Here is a 21,952-nt window from a genome sequence, read left to right as displayed (position 1 = left end):
GGATAAGAAGAATTTATATGTAGGTAAGTCTACAGATATATATGAGCGTTTTGTTGCACATATAAGTGATGAAGCTAAAACATTCAATGAAGTTATTGTAATAAAAAGTGAATTATTTAATGAAAGTTCAATTAAGCATATTGAAACATTGTTAATTGAATATTTATCTGCAGATGATAAATTTAACTTACTGAATAAAGTAAGGGGCCAAAAGATTCATTCTTATAACGGCATTGAAGATGTTCAAAGTATGTTTAAAGAAATTTGGAATGAGTTAATTAAAGAAGGGGTAGCTAGTGAGAATTTAGGTGAGATACATAATAAATTTATTTATAAATATTCACCGTTTAAAGAGTTATCGGCAAATCAAATTGAGGTTTGCAAAGACATTTTTAATACGATGCTTACTACATCAAATAGTCGACATTTGATTACAGGGGACCCGGGTACCGGTAAAACAATTGTATTAACAAATATCTTATATGCGCTTGCTTATGACGATAAAACTGGTAAAGCACGTGAGGGGCTGCCTCATGAAGACATTGCACTTATTGTCCCACAAAATCATTCTTTAAATTTATATAAGAGTTTAATGAAAAAACTAGGTTTACAAGATATTACAGTACTTTCACCTTCATTATTTATTAAGAAAGCAAAAAATAGAGGATCTAAATATAAATATGTTTTTGTAGATGAAGCTCATCGTCTGAAACAATATTTTGGTAAACAAGCACGTGATTTAAAACATTTAGTTACTGATGATGGTTATACAAACGAGTTGGAATTAATAGAAACATTTGCATATCATTTAACAATAGTTTATGATCCATACCAAACAATTCGACCAGCAGATATAGATACAGATGCATTCCAGAAACTTATAAAGAATTATAGAAAGCATCTTTTACATAAACAATTTCGTTTAAAGTCTGGAGATCAATATTTAGCATGGCTTCGTAAATATTTACAAATAGCAAATAATGTTGGAGTGTATGAAGAAGGGTTATTGCGGGGCTATGATTTTAAGGTAATGGACTCTATTACAGAATTGAATAAATCTATGAAAATGTTAAATGAAAAACATGAATTATGTCGTGTAGTCGCGGGTTATTCTTGGAAATGGATTACACAGAAGGACAAAAATCATTATGATATAAAAGATCCTGTTACAGGTGAGACATTCAAATGGAACTCAAAGGTAAAAGGTTGGATTAACTTTGAGAATAGTATAGAGGAAATAGGATGTATACATACTACACAAGGTGCGGATTTAAATTATGTTGGTGTGATTTTAGGAGCTGAAATTGATTGTGATTACGCAGGTGAAGAAAATGGAGACTATGATTTAAATAAAGCTAAGATTGTAGTGAATCCAAAAGAATATAAAGATCGAAATGGTCTTCCAATTAAGGGAACAGATATAAATAATGAGGAGTTAACATCCTATATTAAACGTATTTATTACGTACTATTATCTCGCGGAATAAATGGATGTTATGTCTATGCAGTAAATCAAAGTATGCAAAGATATTTAAAGGAAATAGTAAAAGCAAGTCAATAATTATGAAAAGGGGTTACCTTTAATGTGGTAGTCCCTGCCAATTAGATAGCATTTAATAAGTATTTAAAAAGCCTTACTACACACAAATTGTAGTAAGGCTCTTATTATCTCTATAGAAATAAGGATTAGAAAATAACTTATCCCCTCGGAAGAAAAAAGACTTTATTTTAACTTCCCTATTGATAGGTTAACACGATAATTCCCATATTTTAATAGTCGACCTAGAAAGTTATCCAATTCTTCATTAGAAGAAAAATGTGTTTTTAATAAATAACATCCTTCACCACTTACACGATGTACTTCAGATATTTCTTCTTCTTTTTGAAAGAAATCCATAAATTCTTGATGATTAGCTGATGTGACAAACAAAGTAACAAATGCAGTCACGGTTTGTCCTAGTTTGATTCGGTTTATAGCGATTGTATATTGTTCAATAATCCCTAAATCCTCTAATCTCCTAATTCGATTTCCTACAGCCTGCCCAGTCATATGTATTTTTTGACCTAGTTCTTTCCATTGTATTCTTGAGTTTTCTCCTAATAATTTCAGTATCTCAAAATCTGTTTGATCAATAATATAAACCAATCCTTTCATCGTGAAAGTAGAAAAGCAGAAAGTGTTTCGCCAACTTATTCTGCTTATCGATACAATTCACTATACTTAGTTTATCCTCTTACATCGCATTGTTTATTAGTTATATTTACTTATAACACAGAGGACGCAACAAAAAAATACATCTAGATTTAAAGGAGGTTACTAATATGTTATTACAAGATATTTTATCGTTCAATGAACAATTTGTAGAAAATAAGGAATACGCTCTCCGTGAAGCAACAAAAATGCCTAAAAAACGTATGGTTGTTGTTTCTTGCATGGATGCTCGTTTAATTGAGCTACTTCCAAAAGCTTTAGATATACACGATGGGGATGCAAAAGTTATTAGAAATGCAGGTGGTAAGATTGCTTCTCCTTTCGATAGTGTTATGCAAAGTGTTGTAGCATCAGTATATGATCTAAAAGCAGATGAAATCTTTCTTATCGGACACCATAGATGTGGTGCAAGCCAAACTAATCCCAAAGGAACACTTCAAAAAATATTAGATCGTGGAGTAGCTTCACCAGAAATTTTAGCAGCAATTGAATATGCTGGTGTTGACCTTGAAAAATGGTTATTTGGATTCGATGATATCTGTGATTCGACTCAAGCTAATGTTGATTTAGTAAGAAACCATCCACTTATTCCAAAAGATGTTCCTGTACATGGTTTAATTATTGATCCACACACAGGTAAATTAGATGTAGTAGTTGATGGATATAAAACATTAAATGGTATGAAACAGTAATTATTACTTAAATGAAGGGAAGTTATTAGATATGAATAGACAAGAAGCTACGCAAAAAATTATGGAAGCAAAAATTGCAAAAGGTTTAACATGGGAAGAAATTTCAAAAGTAAGTGAAAACTCTGAGACTTGGGTTGTAACAGCATTATTAGGGCAGGCTACAATGACACGTCCGGAGGCAGAAAAAATCGGTAAACTATTAGAATTAGATGAAGAAGTAGTTCAGGCATTAACAGTAGTTCCACTTAGAGGTCAAGTAATGCAAATGCCTCCTACAGACCCAATCTTATATCGATTATATGAAATGATGTTACAATATGCCCCAACTCTTAGAGAATTAATATTAGAAAAAGCTGGAGAAGGTGTAATGAGTGCAATCAACTTCAATCTAGGTGTGGATACACAAGAAGATCCAACAGGTGGCGATCCTCGTATCGTTATTACACTTAACGGGAAATTCTTACCGTTCCGTACTTGGTAATTAATTAAAAATCTATCTATATAATTAAAATGATTTTATAGAGTTACAAAATCCATCCTTTTTAATTTAACTGTATAGAAAGGATGGATTTTTACTATGAGATTCTTTTTCGGTAAAGGAGAATAATATGAATAAAAAATACTTTAATACAAGCTTTAATATTCTACAGTGGTTTGTTTTTTTATTAGCAAATGCAATTGCATTGCCTATCATTATTGGTGGCATATTCCATTTATCAGTAGAAGATATTTCAACATTAATGCAACGAACTTTTTTAGTCGTGGGAATAAGTTCATTTATACAAGCATGGTTTGGGCATCGCTATCCCATAGCGGATGGTCCAGCCGGTTCATGGGTAAGTATATTTGTCATACTGGGCCAAGTTGCTATGCATCAGGGACAAAGTGCAAAAGACGTGTTGCAACTTTTAGAAGGTGGGGTAATTATTGCAGGTATATTACTCTTCGTTCTTGGTATAACAGGGCTTGTTCATCGAATCTTACGTTTATTTACTCCTTTAGTTACAGGGACATTTCTTTTAATTTTAGCACTTCAACTTAGTGGTGTGTTACTAAAAGGAATGATGGGATTACAAGGATCTGCAACTCATCCTGATTATCCAACAGCTACTATTGCGCTCTTTGTTTTTGCCCTTATTACTTTCTTATCAATTAAAGAGACAGGATGGATGAAAAGGTACGCTGTGTTACTTGGAATTTCATGTGGTTGGCTTTTGTATGCTCTTTTAGGAAAATCATCTTATATGCCTACACACACAACGCTAGTTAAGTTACCAGAGATATTTGCTTGGGGCACACCTAGATTGGATATTGGAATGACCCTAACTGCAACTTTATTTACATTTCTTTTAGTTGCAAATACAATTGCTGCTATTTCAGCTGTAAAACAAGTAGCTCCCTTATCTAAAGAAAATGAAAAGCAGACATTGAACCGTGGTGTATGGGTCGGAGGTATATCACATATTATCTCGTCGTTGTTTTCTACAATTGGTATTGTACCATTACCTGCATCAGCAGGATTTATTCAATTAACAGGACAAAGAAAAGTGAAGTCATTCCTTATAGCGAGTCTTATATTAGCAGGAATTTCTTTTGTTCCCTCAATCGTAAGCTTTATATCCTTGCTTCCAGGCCCTATTGCTAATGCTGCACTTTTAGCAACATTTGTCCAAGTAATAGGCATTTCATTTCAATCAATTTTAAGAGAAGAATTAAATCAACGCCGATTAACAATATTAGGAATTACATTATTAATCAGTTTAGGAATAATGTTTCTTCCAGAAAGCGCATTTAGCGGCATTCCTTCTTCCTTACAATATGTTTTAATGAATGGATTACTCGTGGGTACCATGATTGTCATTCTATTGGAACAGTTTTGGAAAGAGTAAAGTATTTATATGCTTTTTTATTTGGGAGAAAATATAGGTTAAAAATCAGCATTTGGAAATATTTTAAAATATCTTGATATAAACCTATGTATTTTGTAATATATAGGTATATTGTTAGTTTATTTGATTCCGTTCATTCCCACACCTTATGTGTTGTGGTTGAGTTGTAGAAGTAAGTTTTGTTCTTACTTTAATTTTGAGAGGGCTTCTTTGAGCCGATTAGTGTATTTAGCTTATTTTGCTATGCACAATTAATCGACTTGAGGAGGCCTTTTTTGTTTGGGTTTAAACAGGTATAAATATATATTTCTGTATAAAAAAACAGATTAAGATAGGAAGTTTATATAGGGGGAGAATACATATGAGTAATTGATTTGTTTATCAGGGAATTTGGAGGGATATGTAGTTTTTTTACGTTAAATGTATACACGGATACATGAAACTGTGATTTTAAAATAGATACATAATAGATTTACGAATCGCAGCAAAAATAATTATATAGAAGTTTTGTAGACGACATAAATGTACTCATTATAAGAAGGATGAATAGAATTTTACTGTGAATTTTTTAAAAAACGTATCAATTGATACGTTTTTTTATTGTAATTCTAGTAAATATGAGGTACGATTTGAAAGGGGAAAGAATTTTAATGCATATTAGCTTTCAAAATAGGGAGACAAAAAAGCACACTAATTTTACAATCGGGGAGATTGAGCAGTACATATTAGAGTTTAAAAAATTAATTAAAAATAATCGATTTACGGTTTCTCGAAATGAAAAAAGGAAAGAGAATAGTGAATTTTTAGAGGCTAATAAGATTAACGCTAGTAAAGTGAAAGAGATTCTTCTTAATATAGGAGTACGTGATTTTTGTTATGCAGTTAATAATAAAAATCCAAATTTTGCTCATGAAAAATTGTATATCTTTTGTCCACAATATGAGTTAGATAATTGGGGACAAAAGAAGTCGGTAGATATATATATTAAGATGAATCTAAGTGAAAATAAGGACAGGAACAAATACATGATAGTTGTTTCTTTCCATAAAAGGAATAAACCAGTCACTTATCTTTTTAGGTAAAGATAAGTGACTAATGGTTTTAAAATGAGGGAGGATTTTTATGTTGGTTTTATGTGAGTTTTGTCGAGATATGGTAAAGTATTCTACTAAAGATGTTCCAAAAGTGACAGTCATTAGAGGGAAGCAATATCATTACGTAGGTAAAGAAGCAAATTGCGAGGAGTGTAAATCTGAAATATTTGTTCCTAACATTCATGATTATAATTTAGAACAATTAGATCATGCCTATAGACAACAGGAACAGTTAGTTACTATTTCTGAAATAAGAGAGGTTTTAGAAAAATATAAGATTGGAAAACGTCCATTGTCTTTACTTTTAGGTTGGGGAGAAGTTACCCTAACAAGGTATGTAAATGGAGATATTCCGACAAAGCAGTACTCGGATATATTGAAAAGATTAGGTAGAGATCAATGTTTTATGCTAGATATTTTGGAAAGAAATAAAGATTTAATTACTCAAAAAGCATATAGAGTCTCTAAAGAAGCAATCGCAAAGCTACAGGAAAATGATGATATTCCTTCTACGCAGACTACGAAAATCGAGGAAGTTGCTAACTATTTGCTATATAAAAATGATGATATTACTCCTTTAGCTCTTCAAAAGCTGTTATACTATGCGCAAGGATTTTGTAAGGTGTTTACTGGAACATATTTATTTGAAGATGATTGTGAAGTAGGAAGTCATGGCCCGGTATATCGAGTTATTTTTAATAAATATAAAGTATATCAGTACGACAATCTTGAAGTTAATTATGATAGTACAAATCAATTAAGTCAAATAGAAAAGGAAATATTAGACTGTGTAATCAATACTTTAGGTTGTTATAGTGGGAAGAGTTTAGAAAAAATGATTCTATTTGACTTACCATGGGAAGTTGCGCATCTAGAATTAGAAGATAATGATCCCGGTAAACCTATTATGGAAAAAGAAGAGATAGATAATTGCTTTAATACAATGAAACAGGCATATAATTTAGTTACAATTTCTGATATAAAGAAATATGGCATAAAAGCATTTGAAAATATAAACAATTCAATGTTGTAACTATATCATTTTTAATATGATTGATATATACATTTTATTTACTGTTAATCAGATCTCTGTAAAGGTATTAAAAGATAGTACTAATTACAAAATATTAGGAGTGCAGAAAATAAACACTTTTAACACGATGTAAATGTGCATATTAAATAAAAAGTAAAGTGAATTGATACATTATATGGTAAAATGATATATGTGAATACGCCTTATGAAGTAAATTTTATGCTTTGGACCTTTAGCTCAGCTGGTTAGAGCAAACGGCTCATAACCGTTCGGTCGTAGGTTCGAGTCCTACAAGGTCCACTTATAAACAAGGAGAAAGCACTCAAATGAGTGCTTTCTCCTTGTTTATAATGAATAAAGGGGATTGTGACATGAAAATAATTGATTTAGAGACAGAAAGAAAAAAGAAGGGAAAATTAATGGTAACTATTCCAATTATAGAACTAATATATGGAGAAAAAGGGGAAATTGAATTTAAAGTAGTGGGAAAAAAAGTTGTTCCACAATCCATGTTAGAGATGTATAAAATCTAGAAATTTAGACGAGTTATGTTTTAAGCTGAGTAAAAATAAAGGGATGCCCTAGATATAGTACTAGGACATCTCTTTTTGTTTTAACGAGATTTAATTTATTATGATTTGCAGGGTACTTATTGCATGTATATACTTATTATTTAATCCTAACCTACATCGTTTTAAAATTAGGTTATCGTATTAATTTGTAAGAAAGGATGAACGTGGTCCAGCAAGACATGCATCTATACGATCTACTTGACCTTTTGTAAACATAACCATAGTATCATCATCAACGTAATCCATATAGTTCATAAACATATCGCCATCAGGTCCATTGTTACAAGAAGTATGTGGAAATGTTATTACAGGACGACCAGGTGCACCTTGTGAACTACCAACATTATCTCCTCCTTGATTAGGCGTATCATCAACTCGATCAGTGCCATTGCATGCATTTCCATCATCACCCCAAATATGGAATAAATTGAACCAATGACCAATTTCATGAGTAGCTGTTCGTCCTAAATGGAAAGGTTTTTTTGCAGTACCTGTAGTACCAAATGCAGTGTATGTGATAACAACTCCATCTTTATCAGCTGGTCCACCAGGGAATTGTGCATATCCTAAAAGCCCACCTTCTAACTCACAAACCCATAAATTTAAGTATCTATCAGCAGGCCAGGCATTTACTCCACCAGCACTTTCTGATTTGACTGCATCATCTACTGAGAATGATTGCTGAGTTGTTTGGGTACGAGTGATACCATTTGTTTGATTTCCGTCAGGATCTTTTGTAGCAAGAAAGAATTCTACTCTAGCATCACTTACAGAATCTTTAAATGCAGAAGGTACATTTGCTATGTCAGGGTTTGTTGCTCGGAAATCACGATTTAAAACATCAATTTGACTATGGACTTGTTCATCTGAGATGTTTTGTTCCTCAGTATTCCATACAATATGGACTACTACAGGGATTTTAACAACTGGTCTTTCTGATTCTAGACGCGCACTATTCAGGAATTCATTTGTTACACTTTCAATTTCAATACGAGCATTCTTATATTGTTCAGACTCATTTAGTAATTTATGGTGAAGCTCAATAGTTGCGCATCTACGCACAGTAGGTGTATTTTTTCCTTCTGCTGAGTTAGTTTGATTTGGCATTTTAATTTCTCCTTTTAGCTGATATTCTGTAAGTTTCGTTCAGTATTTCAAATAATGTTTTATTCGAAAACGATTGTAAAAATGTTTATTGTTGTTTATTCTTAATAAATTCTTCAGTCGTTTTTTCAATTTTTTCTCGTTTTTTTCTGTATTCTTCGGATTCCTCTAATAATTTTTCGTGCATACTCATAGTTCCACAATTACGTCTGGTAGGGGTCGGGTCTTTAGAATTGTCTGTTGAGTTATTGAAACTTTCTTCATGAGTAAAGTTGTTCATGAAAATTCCCTCTTTCATTCTAAATTTGTAACTTGAGAAGCAATAAAAGCTATATTCATTCGTAAAATATCAAGAGCAAGTGGATAATAGATATGCTCAAGAGTATCGTTTGCGGTATGGTCATTAGGATTCAAAGAGTCTTCGCCCTCTATTGTTAAAACAGCAGGGATCCCCTTATTAAGAAAAGATACATGGTCGCTATCAAATGGATTTAGAGATACCTTGACATCGAGATTTGTATATAAAGATGCTACATTTTTTAATCCATTAATGAGCTCTTCAGATAAAGGTGAACCTTCAATTAATACTGCTGGTGTCGAAGTATTTAATTTTCCTATCATGTCCATATTAATAACTGCTCGAATGCGATTTTTATCTGGAGTAGTTAGGTTCTCAACATATTGTTTACTACCTAATAATCCTTGTTCTTCTCCTCCAAAAAGGATAAAACGTAGATCATGTTGTACGGGAATGTCTTTGAATACACGAGCAATTTCCAAAACTCCTGCACTACCACTGCCATTATCATCGGCTCCAGGAGCATTAGATGAAGGCCCTCCACTATGGTTAACAGAATCAAGATGTGCAGTAATAATAATTAAGTGTTTCTCTTCATCAGGATTTGTACCCATTTTATTTGCGATAACATTTTGGCTATTTTCATTGTTTACGCGTATTGTTTCGCTACTAGTTGTATATCCCATTTCCTTTAATATCTCACGAGTCCATGTTGCGGCTTCTTCATAAAAAGAGCTAGTAGAAAACCTTGTTGGATATGAAACTAAATGGGTTAAATATGATTGGAACTGATTTTCGCTTACTTGATTGACTAGTGATTGTATAGAATTTACAGTTGTAGAATGATTACGAAAACTGCCGGAAACAAGTAATTCGTTTTCAGGATCACTAGTACCACCAGGGAAAATAGGTGTTTTCATTCTTATAGTTTCACCACCTTAATTATATTTTTGCTTAGAAAGCAGTATTTCAAATATAACTTGTGAACGAACTCATTTGTTTATACAAGTATTAAATGGAAAATTTGCATTTATCATGGTTAATTATTTTTTGATATATATATGAAATTACATGAAACCCTTGGATATAAATACCATTTGGAAGTGTTGCTTAAATCTTAGATAATCCTCGAAATTTTCAGGGTTAGAGAAATATAAATATCTTATTTTAAAAATGTATTAGAATAAAAAAAGAATATTAGATTTTTGTAATGTAAAGAACGGGAATTTAAAAAACTAATTTGATAAAGATATTGAGTTGTATTAATTTTATAATAATTGAACGAAGTACAGTTATAGATGGCTGGAGAGTTTCTAAAAACTAACTTTTGATCTTATGTGGAATGATTACAAGAAATGAAAAAAGGATTAGCTCATATTATAAGATTATTTATAGACTAATTATGCTCCATAAGACGATTAAATGCTGCATTTGCTTGAATCATATCAGCACCGGTATCTGAGTACCAACCAGGTTCCTCTAAGTTTTTTGCTATATCCATTAGCACTTTTTTAGCTTTATTCTATGTTAAATCAGGATTAGCTTGTTTAAGAAGCGCAACAACTCCAGCAGCAACCGGACAAGCAGCGGAAGTACCAATATTGTTGTGATGATAACCAGTAAAGTGAGTAGATGCACAGAAATCTGGTTTATGTTCATCAAAATTAGCTGGATCCTGAGCGTTATATCCTGCACGAACATCATTAATATTAGCAGCACCTACTGTCATTACTAATGGATGTCCATTAATTCCATGTATACTCTTGCCGGGGCCATTCGTTCTACAATAATTAGGATTTCTACTTCCACAAGGATCTCCACAGTTACCGGCTGAAAATAATACTAATATGCCTGTTTGAGTTATCAGTGGCCTCTGGAACTGCACCTATCCCCCCATGAGTTGGAAAGTATTTGAGGAGTCCCATTGCGACGAAGCTGTTGAATTGCCCAATCATAAGCTTCAATTACTACATCTAGAAAAGATTCTTCTATTCCTTCTTTTTCGAAGATACGAATATCGAAAAGTTTTGCGTTTGGTGCAATACCAAGTGTATCAGTAGATGTCATATTTCCATGACATGCTTTTTTATCTGTATAAGTTCCCCAATCTTCTGGGAATCCTCCAATCACTCGTTTAACTAAAGGAAGTGTCCGATTATTCGGATTTTTTCGTTCTGCAGCTGATAAATTTTCTTCTTCGGCATAATAAAAGGCATTCCTTATGGAGTGCTTTTATTACGTGAATAATTGTAATAGTACTTCCGGTCAGTCCGGTAGCACCAATAGTACCCGTTGAACCTGTGTGACCAGAAGGGAATTGAAAAGGTTGCATAGGTGGAAGCGTGGGTCCAATCGAATCGGGATTAAGTACTGCAAAAGATAAAAACTTGTCCAATATAATTCACCTCTAAAAGTTCTTATTATTAATAGAAAATACAATGATAGAGCAAAGTGAAATGGACAAGCGATTTTATTTTGAAAATTACACCAAATAGTTATTTAACTAAAAGAAACCCCATTTATCTCTGGGGTTTCTAAGGGGAATCGGTAAGTAATGGCATTCGACTAATTGTTTTAACCTTACTAGAAGCTCTCGAGTTGTACAGTGCTAGGCATTTACAAAGTTTTCAATATCCTCCAGTACAGAAATTGTGACAATGACGTCTAAAGGGGATGCTGAATTGACGTGAAGATGGAATTCTACTCCACCCGAACTACCTGGTCCACCTTCGGGATCATGCGGGCCGATATTTGTTACAAAGACATTAGCTTCACCTAAGTGGGGGCGACCAGCAGAACCAAAAACCCCTCCGGAGAATCGCCACTCTGCAGCAGTGATTACAACTGCAGAGTTTTGTCTAATAGGGGGCCAGTTAAAGTTTCTCCGTACTCTGCCTTGTACGCCTCGGTAGAGAACACGAATTGAGCGAGCCATGCTCTATTCCTCCTTTATTCGTTAGGGTCTTGTCAACATTTCGGAATTTTTGTTCTAAAATGCTTGATGCAGTTACTTTCTTTTTATGTCAAGGTTTGTATACTTCAAAGCAAATGTTCCCTAAATGTTATTTGTTCCCTAACTATTCATTAAAAAATGTACTCTTAAAATCATATTTAATATATGAACCGATAAGAACTATTATTTAGAGAAATACCAGTGTATTTAACATCAGTCACAAAACAAATGGAAAGCACTGTGAAATCTAGTGTGTTAGCAATGAAATGCAATTATAGGAAGGCTTTTATTCAGGATATTTTTCTTCCAACAATCCTGTCGGGCATCCTTTTAGTTTTTACCGTTGGCTACCGATTCAAAATCATTATGATGCATTTCAATTAAAAACAGATTTGGAGAGACACGGCATTCGGGTTTTTCATTCCGAGCGTTTTATTACCGCACAAACCATGTCTAATCAGTATTTACGAGTTGCTCTATCCTCTACAAACTCATTAGAAGAGTTGAAAATAGGGCTAGAAATACTAAAACAATATCTCGGCTAGTTTTAAAAAGAATACAGCAGACATTTACTAAGATAAAGGAAAATGCTATTTAACAGTAAAAATGTAGTGAAAACTCTTCTATAGGAAAGAAGCGTTTTTTTGTGAGTCTATAGCGTTCTGGGGAGAATTAGTATTTTTATTATCAAAAACAATAAATAAATATATATAAATATAATGCATTTGTGTTATTATGATTACGTTGGAAAATAAAGTATATTTTCATTCGTAATCATAATTAGGAGAAGAAGGGGAAATAGCATGAAAATGAAAAAAATGATTTTAACAGGTGTAGTACTTGCAGCAACAAATTTAACATCTTTATCAAATGTACAGGCAGATACAACATTTAAAGATGTTCCAGCAAATCACTGGTCTACAAAAGCAATTTATGATTTAACAAATCGTAAAGTAGTGCAAGGGTACGGAAATAATATCTTTGGCTTTGGTGACAATGTAACTCGTGGGCAAGTTGCTCGAATGATTTATATGTACCTAAAACCAGCAGATGCAGATGCTAGCTTCAAAAATCCGTTTACTGATATTAAAGGACATTTGTTTGAAAAAGAAATCTTAGCACTTGCTAAAGCAGGATTTGTAAATGGATTTGGTGATGGAAAGTATGGTCCAGATGATATTTTAACTCGTGAACAAATGGCACAAGCACTTACAAATGCTTTTAAATTTAAGGCAACGAAAACAACAAAATTTGCAGATGTTGATAAAAATTCTTGGTCTTACGGTGCAATTAGTGCATTAGAGGAAAATGGGGTTACAATTGGTACAGGAGGTAATATGTATTCTCCAAAAATGTTTGTAACACGTGAAGCGTATAGTCAGTTCTTATATAACTCTATTAATGCAGTTGAAAAAGAAACAAAACCAGAGACAAAACCAGAGCCAAAGCCAGAGACAAAACCAGAGACAAAACCAGAGACAAAACCAGGGGTAACGCCAATAGGTATTCCCAATGCGTTAGTGACAGATGATTTTTTCTTTGATAGATATTCAATTGAAATTTCATCTGTAAGAGAGCGATCTATTTCTAAACAAGGTCAAAATCTTGTTACTGAAGTAAATAAGAAATATAATGCGAATTTCAGATATAGATATGTAGCATCAGAAATTGATCTATATACTCCTAATTTACCAAGAATGATTGACTCTCATGGTTCATTTTCGTTTGTTGGGAAGGATGAAGATAACTTCTATTTCATGTTTGTCGTTGACAAATCAACTGTTGAGCTAGCGAAAAACTGGATGCATATGATAAATCCGAATTTCACTCTTGATAAAGAGATTGATAGATTAGTAAATCCAAATCCAGAATTAAAAAAAGAAATTGATAGTTTTGTAAAAAATGATAAGGATTATATCAATCGTTTTGAAAAAGATAATCATAGCGTAGAATTAAATGTAAGTCCTCTACAGTGGGTAAAACCTGGGGAGTCTGTAGTTACTCTACATCCAGATTACTATGTATTAGGAATTTCTGTACAAGGAAAGTAATATTTAAGTAGTGTATTGATTTTCGTACAGTGAAGGATAGACAATATTAGGGCTTATTGATTTTTTGAAAAAGACCTACTGTTATTGAAGTGCACCCCAATTGTTAGACACATAATTAACAATTGGAGGTGTATTTTTTTATTTGCTTTAACTGTATAGATTTTTTAAACAATAGATACTATTTCATTTCTTCTGATTTAACGATGGAGCACTCTTTGTTCCTCGTCAGCGTTTGAACCAACAATTAAAACATCTTAATTCCTTTAGCAAGGCTTGTAAAATTCCAAAAGTTCAACAGGAATATTATTTTTGTATGCTATACATGCTTTTGTATCACCACGCTGAATGGTCTTTTGGTCAATTAACAAAAGCGCAGCAAACGTATTTGCTTCTATCTCTAATTTATCAACGGAAAAGAATGTATTCTTACGCAGAAAAGGTGTATTTGCATGAGTATGTAGAACCGCGTGTCCTAATTCATGGGCACAAACAGTTCGCTGCATAGATGGAGATAAATTAGTATTAATAACAATGAAACGATTTCTTTTTTCATATTTATAAAAACCATTTATTTCTTCATGTAAATCCCATGTTAGTACATGTATTTTTAAGTAATCTGCAAGCTCATAGGGGTTTTTCGTGTTGTATTTGGTGCAAAGTTGTTGGACTAGATCTCTAATGACGAATTTCAATGTTTTCCCTCCTAAGCTTGCATCAGTTATCGTCTGGATTACGATATTTCTTAGGCACGTATTTTTTATTGATTACTTTTGTTTGTTTTACAATGTACTCCATCGCATCTAATAATGACTCTACCGCTTCTTGACTCATAGGTTCACCAGAGAACATTAAGCCATCTTCCCCTTGTAGATCTTTCTTTATTTCTTCCATTCTTTTTGCTATATCTTTCTCATCTTTTGGCGTTACTTGTTCGTTTGGTTCGCCTGTAACAGATCGACCAAGTAAATAGTCAGCTGAAACTGAAAAGCAATCAGCTAATTTAGTTAAAACATCATGTGGAGGGAACCTCTCTTCTGATTCGTAGTAACCTATCATTCTTTGGGATACGCCGATTTTTTCTGCCAGTTGTTTTTGAGTTAAATTCTCTTTTTTTCGTAAGGATTTTATTCTAAGTCCTATCACATTGTTCACCTCTCTAATTGAACTAATTGTTCTCTTTGAATTCATTTTAGCACAAAAAGTTCTTTTATGCATTGACAAAGAACAATTAGTTCTTTAATCTGTATTTAGAACTAATTGTTCTTATGGAGGTGTGATAATGGGAAATAAAATGTACGATCCAAAAAAAAACTTATATAAAGTAATTGCTAGCTATTGCGGAGTAACTGAACGCTATATTCGAATGATTGATCAAAAAGAAAGAACTCCATCAATGGAGACAGCTGGGAAGATTGCAAAGTTTTTTGATAAGAGTGTAGATAATATTTTTTTTAGTAATGAATCGAACTTTAAGTTCTTTTTAACCGCACTTTGGTTTAAAAAGTGTGGAAAGTAGATTTTGTCATGAGAAAGTTAAGAGTTGCAATAAGTAAGTAAAAAAGGTTTGAAAATATGAGAGGTAGATAATATGGGGATTTTCCGAGTAAAAAAGGATAATAATTATTCCGTTATTAATAATACCGGTCTAAAGGATAAGAGGCTTTCGTGGAAGGCGAAAGGAATATTAGCTTACATACTTACACTTCCAGATGATTGGGTGTTTTATAGAGAGGAATTATCGCAACATGCAAAAGATGGTATTAATAGCTTAAGAGCTGGAATGCAGGAGTTAAAAGAATACGGATATATTAAAAGATTTCCTGTTAGAGATGAAAAAAACAAAATTGTTAGGTGGGAGACAATTATTTACGAAATCCCAGTGGATGATTATCCACCAGTGGAAAACCCACCTGCTGGAAAACCTGTTGCTGGTAACCCACTGGTGGAAAATCACAAGCTACTAAATACTAATATACAAAGTACGAAGGAACTAAATACTGATATAAAAAATATAAATCATCGTCATGATAATAAACAAAAATTAATCTCACAAAGGTTAATAAATAATGATTTTAAAATAAGTCATCAATTTTTAATGAAGAATAGAATTTCATTAAGTGAAGTAGCGATTATAGAGCTTGGTGCATTTTGTGAATCATTAGGTAGTGAACTAATTGGGGAAGCAGTAAATAGATCAATTGATGAAAATGTACCAAAGTGGAGATATATACGTAGAATTCTTAAAAATTGGGAAGCCAAAAAGGTAAAAACACTCAAGGATGTAGCTATGTTAGATGCACAGTTTGATCTTAGTAAGAATAAAAAACAATTTGGGTTAGGGAATACCAATCGAAATGAAATGGTACCAGAATGGTTACATAAAAAAGAAGAAGTTCCAGAAGAGCAGCCTATAAAAAATAATGAGTTAACTATTGAAGAAGAGCGTGAGAGATTAAAAACTTTATTAAAAAAATATAAATCCTAATTAATATTTATAAATTTTATTAAATTGATAATAAAGGTTAGTTTATCTTTGGTGATCAAAATAAAAGCAGGATTTAAATAAAGAAAAGTAGGGGGATTATTATATGTTTGACTGGCTCAAAGATTATCAGAAACTAGAAGAAGAAATTGCATATTTAGAATATAACTTAGACAAATCAAAAGCAGAATTAAAGCGCTGGACTAGTGGGGACTTACAAAATGTACGATTAACTGCTGAATCCGAAGGGGCTAAAGTAGAAGATCGGATTGAAGCGATTGAATATGAATTAGGACATAAGATCAATGAAGTATTTGATTTAAAGATTTTAATTAATAAGTTTACAGGATTAGATCATCAAATTCTCAAAATGAAGTATGTTGATGGAATGACTTTAGAACAAATAGCGTTTGAATTACATTATAGTACAGGCTATATTCGCCGAAAACATGCTGAAATAAGAAAGATTGTCAAGTTTGTAGATGGGTTTTAATGTTACCTTTTTGTAGGATACATGCAGTGTACAGAAAGTATTGAAAAAGTGATTTATAGTAGTAATATAAGATTTCGACGAAAGGGCAACTATTTTTATGGTTGCTCTTTTTGTTGTGAAAGAAGGTGGGCAACATGAAGTAATTTTAAAAAAAATTTTCATTTAAGTGTTAGATGTACTTAGTAGATTAAGAGTTTTATAGAAAAAAATAATAGGAAAATAAGGAGAGATTTAGTAATGAGTATATTAGCTGCTTCAGTTAAAACAAAAAATCTGCCACAGCAAGTGTTACGTTGGCAATCAATGGTAGAAAGCGAATGTTCAGCACAAGGTGTGTCTGAATTAGTTCCTTACGTACTTGGGATTATTATGGTGGAGAGTGGAGGAAACTCTGAAACAACACCTGATATTATGCAGTCCAGTGAATCACAAGGTTGGGCGATGAATACAATTAAAAATCCAAAAGATTCAATTTATTATGGAGTAAAGCATCTAAAAGGAGCTTTTGATGATGCAAAGAAAAATGGTATTACAGATTTAAGTGCTATTGTTCAATCATATAATTTTGGACGAGCTTACCTTCGTTGGTTAGCTTCTAATAATAAACAGCATTCATTACCGGTGGCAGACTTGTATTCTAAAACAGTTGTTGCACCATCATTAGGAAATACAACAGGTGCTATGGTCAAGTATAGTCAACCTATTGCCGTTGCCTATAATGGTGGTTACCGATATAAAAATGGAGGGAATTTCTTCTACTCTGAAATTGTTAAGCAATATGTTGATTTTGATGGAGCTGGTAATAACAATAAACCAATACAACCGGTGGGCTTGGGGATTGCTGTAAATAAATATCCGAATAACGGTGGGATTAATCTATATAGCCAACCACAAGGAGGATATTTTACGAGGGTAATTTATGATAAAACACCGTACCTTATTATAGATGCAGCGTGGTATGAAAATCCTATGATTTGTCTAGGAAACGAGGCATGGGCTGCTCTGGAACATTTCGATGTGCAATGGTTTAGTGCTTATTCAAAATATCCACCAGGCGGTGGTATTAACACATATGATGGTCCTAACGGAAATTATACAGGTTTTGTAGATGGATCTGTTCCATATAGAGTTTTTGGACGATTAAATGGTTATATAGATATTGGAAATAATACATGGGTAAAAGAAGAACATTTTAATGTTAAATAACGAAGGATAGCTTTTCGTTCTGTTCATCTTAAAATTTGAACAACTAAAATATATCCAAAAAATAATAAATATAGACAGTGAACGAAGGTGCTCATTTAAGTACCTTTTTTAAATGGTGTAAAAATAGAAAGGGAGACTAATATGACAAAATTTATTTATCCTACAGATACAACGAGAGTAACAAGTGGTTTTAGAGGCAGCAGACCAGATCACCATGGGATAGACCTTGCTGAAGCAGGTTATCACCCTATTTATGCAGCGGCTAGCGGTCAAGTTAGTCGTTCTTATTTTTCATCTAGTTATGGTGAATGTATTATGATTGTGCATACAATTGATGGAGTTACATGGGAAACTGTATACGCTCATATGCGTAGTGGTTCTCGAACAGTAAACGAAGGTGATTATGTTTCACAAGGACAAACTATTGGAGTTATGGGAAACACGGGGGATTCTAGTGGCCAACACTTACATTTTGAATTGCATAAAGGACGTTGGAATGCGAGTAAAAGTAATGCTGTGAATCCGTTAGATCACTTGGGTAAAGATGGTGGTGGTAACAATACTGATAAACCAATTCAACCAGTAGGTCTGGGGATTGCTGTAAATAAATATCCGAATAATGGAGGAATTAATCTATATAGCCAACCGCAAGGAGGATATTTTACGAGGGTAATTTATGATAAAACACCGTACCTTATTATAGATGCAGCGTGGTATGAAAATCCTATGATTTGTCTAGGAAACGAGGCATGGGCTGCTCTGGAACATTTTGATGTGCAATGGTTTAGTGCTTATTCAAAATATCCACCAGGCGGTGGTATTAACACATATGATGGTCCTAACGGAAATTATACAGGTTTTGTAGATGGATCTGTTCCATATAGAGTTTTTGGACGACTAAATGGTTATATTGATATTGGAAATAATGCATGGGTAAAAGAAGAACACTTTAATGTGAGATAGTATTTTGAAATCTATAAATATCAAATTAAATGGAAGAAGCAGTGTGATACTTTTCTATGAATTCGTTTAAAACGATGGTGTAGGAGTGTAGAGAGGAATTAAAGGAAGAGCAACTGATAAACAGTTGCTCTTTTTCTTTTTTAGCAGGTGAAGACAAGGAATTTATTAGAGAAAATGCTGGCCGTATGGAGATTAGGTTACTAGATGTACTAAATAATGCAGTGAGAATTTTAAGTAATAAAAACGAGAGAATAAAAAGGAGATGTTCAGTAATGGAGATTAGAAAAAAATTAGTGGATTCAAGTAAATATGCTATAAAATGTCCTAATGCAATGAAGCCAGAATTCATCACAGTACATAATACGTACAATGATGCATCAGCTGAAAATGAAATTTCTTATATGATTGGAAATAATAATGCAGTTTCGTTCCATGTTGCAGTAGATGACAAAGAAGCAGTACAAGGTATTCCGTTTGATCGTAATGCTTGGCATGCTGGTGATGGTAACGGAAATGGTAATCGTAAATCCATCGGAGTGGAAATTTGCTATTCTTTAAGTGGTGGGGATAGATATTATAAGGCGGAAGATAATGCAGCAATTGTTATAGCTCAGTTAATGAAACAATTCAACATTCCAATTAGTAATGTACGTACACATAAATCGTGGAGTGGGAAACATTGTCCACACCGTATGCTTGACGAGGGAAGATTGGATCAATTCATTGAGAAGGTAAATAAAGCATTTAACAACAATAATAATAAACCAATACAGCCAGTAGGTCTGGGGATTGCTGTAAATAAATATCCGAATAATGGAGGGATTAATCTATATAGCCAACCGCAAGGAGGATATTTTACGAGGGTAATTTATGATAAAACACCGTATCTTATTATAGATGCAGCGTGGTATGAAAATCCTATGATTTGTCTAGGAAACGAGGCATGGGCTGCTCTGGAACATTTCGATGTGCAATGGTTCAGTGCTTATTCAAAATATCCACCAGGTGGCGGTATTAACACGTATGATGGTCCTAACGGAAATTATACAGGCTTTGTAGACGGGTCTGTTCCATATAGAATTTTGGCACGAAAAGATGGTTATTTGGCGATTGGAAATAATGCATGGGTAAAAGAAGAACATTTTGATGTGAGATAAGGTTAAAGAATTAGAGTCACTCGTATGAGTGGCTATTTAATTTTTGGATTGGAGTATGATTGGAAATAGAAAATGTCAGTAGTGTTCTATACTAAGTTGTTTTTATGTATCGATTCAAGAATAAAAGGAGTAGTTTAGTGCGTAATTTGTTTATGTTGAATTAAATAAGAAGTAGGAAAGAGGTGGTAAAATGGATAGTTTACAAGAGGTGAAGGGTGATGTTCAGGAAATAAGGCAAGATATTAAGGAAATACGATTAGAGATTAGAAGTTTAGAAATGCGGACGACAGGTAATGAAAAGGACATTATTAATATTAATAAGCAATTAGACAAAATCAGTGCTAATACAACTTGGATCCTACGCCTTATTATTGGTGGACTAATTGGAGCTGCTCTTACCTTCTTTTTGAAAGGAGGAGGTATGTAATGATTGAAATTACAGCAATGATTGGGGTTGTTGTAGGGATTTCACAAATTGCAAAAACAACTGGACTGCAAACAAAATATATTCCGTTATTTAATTTAACACTTGGCATTACGCTAGGTGTTTTATTTTTGTCTCAAGATATTAAAATGAATCTATTTCAAGGAATGATTATCGGATTGTCAGCTAGTGGATTATTTGACCATACAAAAATTATAAAAAGGGATGCCGATAGAAAATGAAAAAGAAATACAAGCATATTTTATCCATAGTTGTTGCTATTATTTTAGTATTATCAATTGAAACAAATGTATTTGCTGATAGAATTCTATTTATTCCTGATTTACCAAAACAACCATACCGTTATGGTGTTGGAGCTTATGAAGGTGTTGTAGCACATTCTACAGCTACCCCAGAGGCGCCAGCAATTAATATTCAAAAGTATGAGTCTCGTACATGGCGTTCAGCGTTTGTTCACTACGCAGTGGATTGGGATGAGAAGATTCAAATTGCATCTACAAAACATCAGGCATGGGGGGCAGGTCCAGCAGCAAATGCTAGATTTGTTCATGTGGAATTGTGTGAGACAAGTGATCCATTGAAATTTAAACGTTCATATGAAAAATATATAGAATTAATTGCGGAAATCTTGCGAGAACGAAATATTCATCCCTCTAAAGGATTATGGACACATAGGGATATTACTTATAAATTAGGTGGAACAGACCATGAAGATCCACTGGCTTACCTTCGTAGTCATGGCGTATCTGAGGCTAAGTTCCGAGCAGACGTGTTAAAGGTTTATAACGGGAGCACGGTTACAGTGGATACCAAACCACAAAAACCAAATGAAACATCTGGTACAGTAGAGTCGAATGGTATTGCATATATTGAAGGATACAATGTAAATCTCCGCTCTGGACCATCAACAGAAAATAGTGTTATTCGTAAGCTACAAAAAGGTGAGGCTTATAAAGTATGGAATAAATTAGGGAACTGGTTACATTTTGGTGGTAACCAATGGATTTATTATAATTCTTCATATATTCGTTGCCAAGGCAATGAACCTGCTACAGTAATTGGTAAAAGAGTTATTTCAAAAGTAAATAATTTACGTTTCTATGATTCTCCATCTTGGCAGGATAAAGATGTTGCCGGTACTGTAGATATGGGTTTAGGATTCATTATTGATACAAAGGTAATTGTAAATAATTCACCACAATATAGAGTGCACAATAGTAAAGGTAAAACATATTATATAACAGCAAAAGAAGCCTATGTGTATGTGAAGTGAAAGAGAGGATCTGCTCTAGTATGGGGCGATCCTCT

General features: G+C 33.2%; 26 protein-coding genes, 1 tRNA gene and 2 pseudogenes. 19 read left to right on the top strand and 10 right to left on the bottom strand.

The features are described 5' to 3' along the window. The coding region (locus MR170_RS18325) for a DNA/RNA helicase domain-containing protein (RefSeq protein WP_242308864.1) at positions 1-1,561 on the top strand (1,561 nt) is incomplete at its 5' end. A gap of 162 nt (positions 1,562-1,723) precedes the next feature. Here MR170_RS18325 and MR170_RS18320 read toward each other — a convergent pair. Next, positions 1,724-2,155 carry an Lrp/AsnC family transcriptional regulator gene (locus tag MR170_RS18320; RefSeq protein WP_000677474.1) on the bottom strand — a complete coding sequence of 144 codons (432 nt, stop codon included), beginning with the start codon at positions 2,153-2,155 and terminating at the stop codon, positions 1,724-1,726. A 167-nt stretch (positions 2,156-2,322) separates the two neighbouring features. Between MR170_RS18320 and MR170_RS18315 the strand changes: the two genes are divergently transcribed. From MR170_RS18315 to MR170_RS18285, 7 genes are all read left to right on the top strand, one after another. Further along, a complete protein-coding gene (locus MR170_RS18315) occupies positions 2,323-2,904 on the top strand; it encodes a beta-class carbonic anhydrase (protein WP_242308863.1) in 582 nt (193 codons plus the stop codon). Between the two features lie 31 nt (positions 2,905-2,935). After that, a complete protein-coding gene (gene cynS / locus MR170_RS18310) occupies positions 2,936-3,385 on the top strand; it encodes a cyanase (protein WP_242308862.1) in 450 nt (149 codons plus the stop codon). 127 nt (positions 3,386-3,512) lie between these two features. Then, positions 3,513-4,793 (top strand): purine/pyrimidine permease, encoded by a 1,281-nt coding sequence (locus MR170_RS18305; RefSeq protein WP_242308861.1) that lies wholly within the window; start codon positions 3,513-3,515, stop codon positions 4,791-4,793. Between the two features lie 650 nt (positions 4,794-5,443). Further along, positions 5,444-5,875, top strand: coding sequence for a hypothetical protein (locus tag MR170_RS18300; RefSeq protein WP_346749468.1), 432 nt, complete (start codon positions 5,444-5,446; stop codon positions 5,873-5,875). Positions 5,876-5,915: 40 nt separating this feature from the next. Then, on the top strand, positions 5,916-6,920 hold the full coding sequence (locus MR170_RS18295) for a type II toxin-antitoxin system antitoxin SocA domain-containing protein (RefSeq protein WP_242308859.1): 1,005 nt from the start codon (positions 5,916-5,918) through the stop codon (positions 6,918-6,920). A gap of 226 nt (positions 6,921-7,146) precedes the next feature. Continuing rightward, a tRNA-Ile gene (locus MR170_RS18290) sits at positions 7,147-7,220 on the top strand. 71 nt (positions 7,221-7,291) lie between these two features. Then, complete coding sequence (locus MR170_RS18285; protein WP_161508230.1) at positions 7,292-7,453, top strand: hypothetical protein; 162 nt, start codon at positions 7,292-7,294, stop codon at positions 7,451-7,453. 180 nt (positions 7,454-7,633) lie between these two features. Here MR170_RS18285 and MR170_RS18280 read toward each other — a convergent pair whose 3' ends face one another. The 7 genes and pseudogenes from MR170_RS18280 to MR170_RS18250 form a co-directional block, all read right to left on the bottom strand. Further along, complete coding sequence (locus MR170_RS18280) at positions 7,634-8,599, bottom strand: zinc metalloprotease (protein ID WP_197242038.1); 966 nt, start codon at positions 8,597-8,599, stop codon at positions 7,634-7,636. Positions 8,600-8,684: 85 nt separating this feature from the next. Further along, positions 8,685-8,876: a hypothetical protein gene (locus tag MR170_RS18275; protein WP_242308858.1), complete on the bottom strand. Its 192-nt coding sequence runs from the start codon at positions 8,874-8,876 to the stop codon at positions 8,685-8,687. Positions 8,877-8,890: 14 nt separating this feature from the next. Continuing rightward, positions 8,891-9,814 (bottom strand): M28 family metallopeptidase, encoded by a 924-nt coding sequence (locus tag MR170_RS18270; RefSeq protein ID WP_242308856.1) that lies wholly within the window; start codon positions 9,812-9,814, stop codon positions 8,891-8,893. 602 nt (positions 9,815-10,416) lie between these two features. Next, the gene (locus tag MR170_RS18265; protein WP_242308855.1) at positions 10,417-10,779 is read right to left on the bottom strand and encodes a S8 family serine peptidase; all 363 of its coding nucleotides are present in this window, start codon (positions 10,777-10,779) and stop codon (positions 10,417-10,419) included. After that, positions 10,758-11,024 (bottom strand): hypothetical protein, encoded by a 267-nt coding sequence (locus tag MR170_RS18260; protein ID WP_242308854.1) that lies wholly within the window; start codon positions 11,022-11,024, stop codon positions 10,758-10,760. Before MR170_RS18260 ends, MR170_RS18265 begins: the two co-directional genes overlap by 22 nt. A 124-nt stretch (positions 11,025-11,148) precedes the next feature. Then, positions 11,149-11,289: pseudogene (locus MR170_RS18255) on the bottom strand (exosporium leader peptide-containing protein); the annotation flags it as partial. Between the two features lie 213 nt (positions 11,290-11,502). Then, entirely contained in the window at positions 11,503-11,829 is a 327-nt protein-coding gene (locus MR170_RS18250; RefSeq protein WP_016078275.1) for a hypothetical protein, read from the bottom strand. A 305-nt stretch (positions 11,830-12,134) separates the two neighbouring features. Here MR170_RS18250 and MR170_RS32725 point away from each other — a divergent pair. Together MR170_RS32725 and MR170_RS18245 are read left to right on the top strand one after the other, a co-directional pair. Further along, positions 12,135-12,392: pseudogene (locus tag MR170_RS32725) on the top strand (aminotransferase-like domain-containing protein); the annotation flags it as partial. A gap of 258 nt (positions 12,393-12,650) precedes the next feature. After that, positions 12,651-13,898, top strand: coding sequence for an S-layer homology domain-containing protein (locus MR170_RS18245; RefSeq protein WP_242308853.1), 1,248 nt, complete (start codon positions 12,651-12,653; stop codon positions 13,896-13,898). 263 nt (positions 13,899-14,161) lie between these two features. On the opposite strand, the gene MR170_RS18240 is transcribed toward MR170_RS18245, so the two are convergent. Further along, positions 14,162-14,590 (bottom strand): ImmA/IrrE family metallo-endopeptidase, encoded by a 429-nt coding sequence (locus MR170_RS18240; RefSeq protein WP_000673778.1) that lies wholly within the window; start codon positions 14,588-14,590, stop codon positions 14,162-14,164. A gap of 22 nt (positions 14,591-14,612) precedes the next feature. Then, a complete protein-coding gene (locus MR170_RS18235; protein ID WP_000579788.1) occupies positions 14,613-15,041 on the bottom strand; it encodes a helix-turn-helix domain-containing protein in 429 nt (142 codons plus the stop codon). A 136-nt stretch (positions 15,042-15,177) separates the two neighbouring features. Between MR170_RS18235 and MR170_RS18230 the strand changes: the two genes are divergently transcribed. The 9 genes from MR170_RS18230 (at position 15,178) to MR170_RS18190 (ending at position 21,917) form a co-directional block, all read left to right on the top strand. Beyond that, complete coding sequence (locus tag MR170_RS18230) at positions 15,178-15,414, top strand: helix-turn-helix transcriptional regulator (protein WP_242308852.1); 237 nt, start codon at positions 15,178-15,180, stop codon at positions 15,412-15,414. A 72-nt stretch (positions 15,415-15,486) separates the two neighbouring features. Continuing rightward, positions 15,487-16,383, top strand: coding sequence for a DnaD domain protein (locus MR170_RS18225; RefSeq protein ID WP_242308851.1), 897 nt, complete (start codon positions 15,487-15,489; stop codon positions 16,381-16,383). Positions 16,384-16,486: 103 nt separating this feature from the next. Next, a complete protein-coding gene (locus MR170_RS18220; RefSeq protein WP_000460736.1) occupies positions 16,487-16,873 on the top strand; it encodes a DUF1492 domain-containing protein in 387 nt (128 codons plus the stop codon). Between the two features lie 237 nt (positions 16,874-17,110). Continuing rightward, positions 17,111-18,079, top strand: coding sequence for a lysozyme family protein (locus MR170_RS18215; RefSeq protein WP_128267330.1), 969 nt, complete (start codon positions 17,111-17,113; stop codon positions 18,077-18,079). Between the two features lie 141 nt (positions 18,080-18,220). Continuing rightward, positions 18,221-19,042, top strand: a complete 822-nt coding sequence (locus MR170_RS18210; RefSeq protein ID WP_000159988.1) for a M23 family metallopeptidase — start codon at positions 18,221-18,223, stop codon at positions 19,040-19,042. A gap of 272 nt (positions 19,043-19,314) precedes the next feature. Next, positions 19,315-20,199, top strand: coding sequence for a peptidoglycan recognition protein family protein (locus tag MR170_RS18205; protein WP_000405795.1), 885 nt, complete (start codon positions 19,315-19,317; stop codon positions 20,197-20,199). 190 nt (positions 20,200-20,389) lie between these two features. Then, a complete protein-coding gene (locus tag MR170_RS18200; RefSeq protein WP_000377827.1) occupies positions 20,390-20,626 on the top strand; it encodes a hemolysin XhlA family protein in 237 nt (78 codons plus the stop codon). After that, positions 20,626-20,865, top strand: a complete 240-nt coding sequence (locus MR170_RS18195) for a hypothetical protein (protein WP_000570185.1) — start codon at positions 20,626-20,628, stop codon at positions 20,863-20,865. Before MR170_RS18200 ends, MR170_RS18195 begins: the two co-directional genes overlap by 1 nt. Then, positions 20,862-21,917: an N-acetylmuramoyl-L-alanine amidase gene (locus MR170_RS18190; RefSeq protein ID WP_242308850.1), complete on the top strand. Its 1,056-nt coding sequence runs from the start codon at positions 20,862-20,864 to the stop codon at positions 21,915-21,917. Before MR170_RS18195 ends, MR170_RS18190 begins: the two co-directional genes overlap by 4 nt. The last annotated feature ends 35 nt before the right edge of the window (positions 21,918-21,952 follow it).

The organism is Bacillus cereus group sp. BfR-BA-01524 (assembly GCF_022662595.1).
GTDB classification, from domain to species: Bacteria; Bacillota; Bacilli; order Bacillales; family Bacillaceae_G; genus Bacillus_A; species Bacillus_A thuringiensis_S.
Note: the sequence above shows the minus strand (reverse complement) of the source record. Positions and strands in the feature narration are given on the sequence as shown.